At 48.4% G+C, this 7,525-nt stretch carries 6 protein-coding genes; 4 read left to right on the top strand and 2 right to left on the bottom strand.

Annotation, left to right across the window (positions count from 1 at the left end; translation table 11 throughout):
• Positions 1–1,587, bottom strand: a 1,587-nt coding sequence (gene ltrA, locus J0895_RS21550) for a group II intron reverse transcriptase/maturase (protein ID WP_207090050.1), incomplete at its 3' end; no start/stop codon positions are given.
• A 727-nt stretch (positions 1,588–2,314) separates the two neighbouring features.
• On the opposite strand from ltrA, the gene rsmH reads away from it, so the two are divergent.
• The 3 genes from rsmH to J0895_RS21535 all read left to right on the top strand — a co-directional run bounded on the left by rsmH (position 2,315) and on the right by J0895_RS21535 (position 5,652).
• Positions 2,315–3,208, top strand: coding sequence for a 16S rRNA (cytosine(1402)-N(4))-methyltransferase RsmH (gene rsmH / locus J0895_RS21545; protein WP_340643565.1), 894 nt, complete (start codon positions 2,315–2,317; stop codon positions 3,206–3,208).
• A gap of 347 nt (positions 3,209–3,555) precedes the next feature.
• Positions 3,556–5,223 carry a SpoIIE family protein phosphatase gene (locus tag J0895_RS21540; protein WP_207090048.1) on the top strand — a complete coding sequence of 556 codons (1,668 nt, stop codon included), beginning with the start codon at positions 3,556–3,558 and terminating at the stop codon, positions 5,221–5,223.
• Between the two features lie 3 nt (positions 5,224–5,226).
• Positions 5,227–5,652, top strand: a complete 426-nt coding sequence (locus J0895_RS21535; protein WP_207090047.1) for an ATP-binding protein — start codon at positions 5,227–5,229, stop codon at positions 5,650–5,652.
• Positions 5,653–5,858: 206 nt separating this feature from the next.
• On the opposite strand, the gene J0895_RS21530 is transcribed toward J0895_RS21535, so the two are convergent.
• Positions 5,859–6,305, bottom strand: coding sequence for a nuclear transport factor 2 family protein (locus J0895_RS21530; protein ID WP_207090046.1), 447 nt, complete (start codon positions 6,303–6,305; stop codon positions 5,859–5,861).
• A 468-nt stretch (positions 6,306–6,773) separates the two neighbouring features.
• On the opposite strand from J0895_RS21530, the gene queG reads away from it, so the two are divergent.
• On the top strand, positions 6,774–7,525 hold a 752-nt coding region (gene queG / locus J0895_RS21525), incomplete at its 3' end, for a tRNA epoxyqueuosine(34) reductase QueG (protein WP_207090045.1).

Raw genomic sequence — 7,525 nt, 5'->3', positions numbered from 1 at the left:
GCAGCGTTTACATCGACATTTTTGCTTCTTCAGCAATTTTGCTACTCGCGTTGGAACTTCCAATGAGGTTCCTTTTCTAGTTGCCCAATAATTCCAATTCCCATCATAGGTCGATGCTTCTGGTCTAACCAGTTTGTGCCTTGTGATTTGAGTGTAGCTGTGTTTCCATAGATTTAATCCATCTTTTGTCTGGAATAGCCACTTCTCATTTCTTTCCTTTCCGTTCCCGATTTTCACCGTTCCCTTATGGAAGTATTTACTTAGCTTGGTATAGGTTGCCTTGGAACATCTTGTTACTGTCCATGCCCTCAGTTGTTGCCAGATGTTGTGGTCCATCTGGTTGAAGGTTTCCATTGAAACTACCCCTGAGTAGTAATTACTCCAACCTCTGATGATTGGGTTTAACCTACTTATTAGGGCCGCTTGGGGTGCAGTTTTGTGAGTTTTGATTACACCTTTTAGCGCTTCACTGTGGGCTTTGATTGCTTTTGCGCTTGGCTTGATATGCGTTTTCTGACCAAGTAGTTTGTTGCTTAGTCCCCCTACTTTTCCCGATTTGTATTTACCTACCGGATATTGTCGAATGGCAAATCCAAGAAAGTCAAATCCTGGAGAGACATTTTGTCCATTTACTTCGATTGCTCTAAGTGTATAGCATATTTTTGTCTTTTCGGGTTTAAGCTCTAATCCTATGGGCTTTAGCCAATCTTCCAAAACAATCTTGCATTGATAGATGATTTCAATCTCCGGTGAGATTACTACGAAATCATCGGCATATCTGATTAGGGTGGCCTTGACCTTTTGACCTTTCTTTCTAGGATACAGTTCTTCAATTAACCTGGCCATTCCATCCAATGCAATGTTGGCCAGGAGTGGACTTATTACCCATCCTTGGGGTGTCCCGCTTTCTGTATCTTCAAATATGCCGTTGTCCACCACTCCTGCCTTTAACCATTCTTTGATTTTTCGGCGGTGTTGTGAGCAGCAACCTAGTTTGGACAGTAGGTATTCATGGTTAATTTTGTCGAAGCATTTGGTTATATCTGCATCTAGGACATAATAACTGCCCTGATTTATAGATGCGTATATCCTACCAATTGCGTCGTGAGCAGAGCGTCCGGGTCTGAACCCATAACTCGTCCCCTCAAACCTAGCTTCCCAGTAGGGTTCTAAGGCTTGTTTAACCAAGGCTTGCTCGGCTCTATCTCTAATGGTTGGAATACCCAGTGGGCGTTTCTCATCCCTACCGGGTTTGGGAATCCAAACCCTTCTGAGTGCTTTGGCTTTAGATTGTTCACCAAGGTCCTTAACAAGTTCAAGACGTTGTTCGGGTTTTATGGATTTTACTCCGTCTATCCCTGCCGTCTTCTTGCCTTGGTTATCTTGGGTCACTTTCCTGACCGCTAAGAGCCTCGCATAGTATGACGAGGTTAGAAGTTTTTGCAACCTTCTTGCTTTGGCATCCTGTCCCGATTTAGCCGCTTGGAAAATACGTTTTTGCAACTTAAACACTTTTCTTTGAACTTTCGTCCAAGGAATTGCATTCCATGTTTCCGTAGTCTTTAAACTCGTCTTAACCCTATTCATTGCTACTGTTATCCTTTCCTTGCATCTAAACCGTAACCTGTTGGCCTATCCATTCCATTACAGAGTGGCATTTGCTTTGGGTTACATCTCATTCCCTCAGTGCTTCCGCTTACACTTGTCACTACTTAGGTAATCGACCAATTCAATAGAGCATCTGAGGGGTTATAACGTTCCGTCTGTAAGGGTTATTCACCTTTAGGCTTGTCCTTTCTCCCGGCGTACTTTGGAGGGTTGGTGTAGAAGGGTGCAAAAACTTCTACCTTTTTTGCGTATCCTTTTTGGACGCAGTGTGTCATCCCATTTCACTGCTTAATGATTACGAGAGTTCAAGCCGGACATTCAGTTTCCCTTAGCCTTGGGTGATTGGCAGTGGTCTCGATTGTGGTGTTGGGCTACCTCTTCGAGCCTTCCGTTCCCCGCTTCAATCCTAGGGTCGTGACTCCTAAAACTGGGGGTGGCTATCGCCGTTGCACCTGATTTGTGATTGTAAAATTGTTACAATCTTTTCGTCAGAACCCTGTGCCGTTCTCCATTGTGCTGATTAGCAGCACTCTTGAACACATACAGACAGTTATAAGGGTTTCAAGACCGGGGTCTTTTATCTTAGCCAAGGGGTTAAGAACCCTACTGGGAGGTTATTTCGGGCATTTCAGCCTTATTTCATTCCCAAACGTTTCGCACTTGCTTTCATCATTATAGGGAGATTGGGTCCGTGGTAAATCAGGGAGTGAGTGTAAATTCGGAGGCAAAGGAAAGCTTTGTCCATTTGTCGGTTTTGAGTCAGGAAGTGGTGGAGGGGTTGGCAATCCGTCCTGGGGGCCGATATTTGGATGCGACGGTGGGTGGGGGAGGTCATTCGCGGTTGATTTTGGAGGCGGCCCCGGGGGTGCAGTTGGTGGCGATCGACCGCGATCGCCTTGCCCTGGATGCAGCAGGGAATCGGTTGGCGGTGTATGGGGATGCGGTGACATTTTGCCAGGGGAATTTTGCCGAGTATCAGCCCCAAGAGATGCGGTTTGATGGGATTGTGGCGGATTTGGGGGTGAGTTCGGCTCAGTTAGACTGCCCGGAACGAGGGTTTAGTTTTCGGTACGAGGCTCCTTTGGATATGAGAATGGATGAACGCCAGGAGTTGAATGCGGCGGAAATTGTGAATCATTGGGATGAGGTGGCGTTATTGGATATTTTTTCTCGCTATGGAGAGGAGCGATTTTCTCGTCGGATTGCGCGGCGAATTGTGGAACGGCGTCCCCTGAAAACCACCACTGAGTTGGCGTCGGCAGTTGCTTCTTCGGTGCCGGGGAAGTATCGTCATGGCAAAATTCATCCGGCTACAAGGGTGTTTCAAGCTTTGCGGATTGCGGTGAATGGGGAACTGGCTGCTTTGGAAACGTTTTTAGAAAAGGCTCCCTTGTGGTTGCATCCGGGCGGACGGCTCGGTATTATTAGCTTTCATAGTCTAGAAGATCGACTGGTCAAGCATCGGATGCGGGATTCACCGCTTCTGAAGGTGCTGACGAAAAAGCCGATCACGCCAGGGTCAGCAGAAATTGCCCACAATTCGCGATCGCGATCGGCAAAGTTGAGATTATTCGAGCGCATTGAGCCGGATCTAACCTAGGAGGTGACAATCCAGGTTAATCCCGATGCCAGGGGTACGGTAGGGCCAGAAAGACTGACCCACTGCCTCACCCCAACAGAGTCACGGTCTTTCACAAATCGACCGAACTCAATTGCAGGCTGCTAACAAGCCAGCTCTCTATGTTAAGCTCATTTGAGCGGAGGAAAGCCCGTTAGTGCCTGCCGATCGCCGGGTACTTTTGTAGAGAAAGGAATGCCCACCCAAAGCGTGATTTGCCAGTGGTGTTCTCAACCCGTTAGGCACCTGATAAAGATCGGCCCGTCGAAAACAGCCGGACAAGGGCGCAAGTCACACTGAATCCATATAGCCTGTAAGTGGGGTATCGCATGAGTCGGGGAAAAGGGAGCAAGCTGAAACTGATGGTGGTCGATGATGAAATCGACAACCTAGACTTGCTATACCGGACGTTTCGGCGGGACTTTGACGTTTATCGAGCAGATAGTGCGTTTAAAGCTCTGGAGGCGCTGGATGAAAGCGGCGAAATGGCCGTGATTATTTCAGACCAGCGAATGCCAGAAATGAACGGCACGGAGTTTCTCAGTAAAACGGTAGAACGGTTTCCCGATACGATTCGGATTCTACTGACCGGCTACACTGATGTAGAGGACCTGGTAGAGGCGATTAACTCCGGCCAAGTATTCAAGTACATCACAAAACCGTGGAACCCTGAAGAGTTAAAGTCGGTTGTTCAGCAAGCGTCGGAAACTTACCAAGTAGTTAAGCAAAGTACGAATATCCTCCGTCGCGCCCTACGCCGGGAAGCCTTATTTAATGCGGTGATGAGCGCGATTCGGGAGTCGTTGGACTATCGCAGTATGTTGCAAACGATTGTGGAAACTGTCGGCGAAAATTTTGAGGCAACTCGTTGCATTCTGCGACCTGTAGAGGGCGATCACCTCACGCCAGACTCGTTTTCCTATCTGAATCCCGACACAGGCTCCATTGATGTACCCGAGGAGGAGGATTCCCTGATTGCCACCGTTCTGGAAAGCCGTCAGACTCAATTAGTTCAAGAAGACAACAATGGCAAGGATTCCACTCGCTTGGTTGTCCCCCTGAGTTACCAAAAGGATCTCCTCGCGGTGATGTCTGTCTACCAAGATGGCAGCGCTAACAGTTGGTCTCCTGAAGATATCCAATTGATTGAAGGGGTTGCTGAACAAGCGGCCCTGGCGCTGTCTCAAGCCAAGCTCTATCAGCGCACGGAAGAGCAAGCCCAGCAAATGATGGCTGAATTAGAGGTGGCTCGTCAAATTCAAACCAATTTGCTTCGGCAAAGTTGGCCGGAATTTGAAACCGCTCGGGTTCAAGCCTCTTGCTATCCCGCTCGCGCTGTAGGGGGTGATTTCTTTGAGGTCTATGTTCATGCTCAAGGTGATATCTGGGTCGCTGTGGGGGATGTGTCCGGGAAGGGAGTACCGGCGGCTCTGTTTATGGCAAGCGCTATTTCGGTGATGCGGCGTGAACTGGCGCAAGAAACTTCGCCAGAACCCGAAACGGTCATGATGAACCTTAACAGCGCTCTGGCTGATGACCTAATGGGCAATAACTGTTTTATTACAATGGTTGTGGCTCGTTATCGCCCCTCTACCCGAGAGTTGGCCTATGGCAATGCTGGACATATCTATCCCCTCGTCTGGTCTCATCAAATGTTAACTTCTTCTGATGCAGCAACCGTCGAACCCAATTTTCTCAAAGCTCGGGGAATTCCTTTGGGAATTTTACCCGTCTGGAGAGGTACCGTTGGGAGCATGGAGTTAAATCCAGGGGAAGTTTTTCTGCTAACGAGCGATGGTCTCACGGAGGCCACCATCACCAATCCAGACTCCTCTATTGGACACCATAAGGGGTCGATGTTGGAACAAGAGGGTCTCTGGCAGTTGATCGGTCAGGAAAATCATCCCCTCGACCTCGATCACTTATTAGCTCGCGTCCGCGAAATTGCTCAAGAGCAGGAAGATGACCAAACTATACTTTCTCTGGAGGTTCTGTAAGCAATGAGAACTGAGTTGCACGTCCCAAGCGACTTGCGGTTTTTGACGATTGTTGAAAGCTGGCTTTTGGGCTGTCTGGAAATGGAGCTTGGAGATCATATGGAGTGGCCCCGTCAGTCGAATCGCTTACGCTTGGTTCTGGCGGAAGCCTATTCTAATGTGGTGCGTCATGCTCACCGGGATCAGCCTAATCTCCCGGTTCTGGTTCGTCTGGAGCTCAAAGATCGGGATATTGCGGTGGAAGTTTGGGATCATGGCAAGGGGTACGATTTATCGACCTATATGGCCCCAGTCCCGGAACAAATGCCCGATGGCGGTTATGGATGGTTAATAATGAATCGTCTGATGGATCGGGTTGAGTACAGTCTCCAAATTGATGGTCGTAACTGTCTGAAGTTGGAAGCTAGTATGTCGGAACAAAAGGCTTAAGCGATTACCGGACTGTGGAACGGCGATCGCTCTATTTTTTTCCGGGGTTCAGATCGTCCGTTCGGGCGGCGAGGATTCTCTTATGAAAGCTAATCTGTTGGCGATCTCCCCTTGAGTTTCCCCTCCCAACTTCCCGGTAATACCGGGGTGCATTCTATCTCCAGAATTTTAAAGATTCTCTCTCCCCCATCTCCCCTTCCCCACTCCTACCGTCTCAGGTTGACTAATTCTTTCAATGATGCTAAAAGTTTGACCCGGACGCTGAGAATTTCTGTCCCTGGATTCAGGACAAAAAACCAGGCAACATTCACTTTGAAAAAAGCCGTCTCCACCTTTCCCGGGATTTCAAGATGCCGGTTTTCCCCTTCAACCCACTCCTGAAATTCGGGTCTCGGATACAGTTTCATTCCTTTGGCTTCGGCTTCTAAATACTCAGCGATCGCCTCGGGTCCCACCACAGCTTCCTCAAAGGGTGGCCGCAATTCCCCCGCTTCAGCAAATAACTCACTCGCCGCTTCAAATTCCCCCTGATTCAAATTGTCAAAATACTGTTGAATAGTCTCGGGAAATTCCTGTTGTCTTCCTCCTTCCGGCATAGAATCATCCAGATTGGAGTTATAATTTATCCCGGTTATCGTCTCGGAATTTGTCATAATTTTCTCCTAAAATATGCGAATTCAATATGATAACTATTATAACTATCCGCTAACCAAAAACAAAATCTGGCTTCGGAAGAAAACCAAAACTTCCACAAGCCAGATTGGGGTTTGCCTAGGGAGAGGCAAGAACGTTGGGAAAACTTATATCAATCTCAATCGGAGGGTTTTATCTCCTCCTCCAGATCCAGATAAAAACTTACAGAGTTTAAAATTTAGATAGTCTTCGCAGGGGTTGGCGACCAACACCGGAGATTAAGCCAGGAATCCGATTGTTTTCGCTTCTGCTTTTCCGTCTTAAATCCCATTATGTAACATTTCTTTACAAATAACAACCCCTCGGCAATCAGAATTACCAATCACTGTCTTAACCTAGAGTAATGAGAGTCCCAAACCACGGCGACTGTCTTAATTCCAGCCGATTGACCCACCGGCGATCGCATCCACAACCCCTACCCTCCAGCCATGAACCCCACCCTCACGCAAATCAAAGCTAAAGCCCAAGAACTCGGATTTCATCAAATCGGCATCGCGGCGATCGACCCCCCAGACCCCGCCCCCGTCGCCGCCTTACAACATTGGTTAGACCAAGGCTATCAGGCTCAAATGGATTGGATGAACAATCCCAAACGCCAGGATATCCGCCAAGTCATGCCCGATGTCCAATCCGCTATCTGTGTCGCCCTCAACTACTACACCGAACACCAACATCCCCAAGACCCTATTTATGCCAAAATCTCTCGCTACGGTTGGGGACGGGACTATCATAAAATTATGCATAAAAAGCTGAAAGCCCTCACATTATGGCTGCAAGCTCACAACCCAGACATCCAAGCCCGCTATTATGCTGATACTGGCCCAGTCCCGGACAAAGTGTTAGCACAAAGGGCCGGAATCGGTTGGATTGCTAAAAATGGCAACGTGATTTCTCGACAGTATGGTTCCTGGATCTTTCTCGGGGAAGTTCTCACCAATTTACCCTTAACCCCGGACTCTCCTCACACCTCCCATTGCGGCACTTGTACCCGTTGTATCCAGGCTTGTCCCACCGGGGCGATCGCTCAACCCTTTGTGGTCGATGCCAATCGTTGTATCGCCTATCATACCATCGAAAATCGTTCAGAAACCTTGCCCGACTCCATCCAACCTCACTTAAGCGGCTGGGTTGCCGGTTGTGATATTTGTCAAGATGTCTGTCCCTGGAATCAGCGCTTTGC

Origin of the sequence: Phormidium pseudopriestleyi FRX01 (assembly GCF_017313335.1) — a bacterium.
Taxonomy (GTDB): Bacteria; Cyanobacteriota; Cyanobacteriia; order Cyanobacteriales; family Laspinemataceae; genus Laspinema; species Laspinema pseudopriestleyi.
This window is presented reverse-complemented; position numbering and strand designations above follow the sequence as displayed.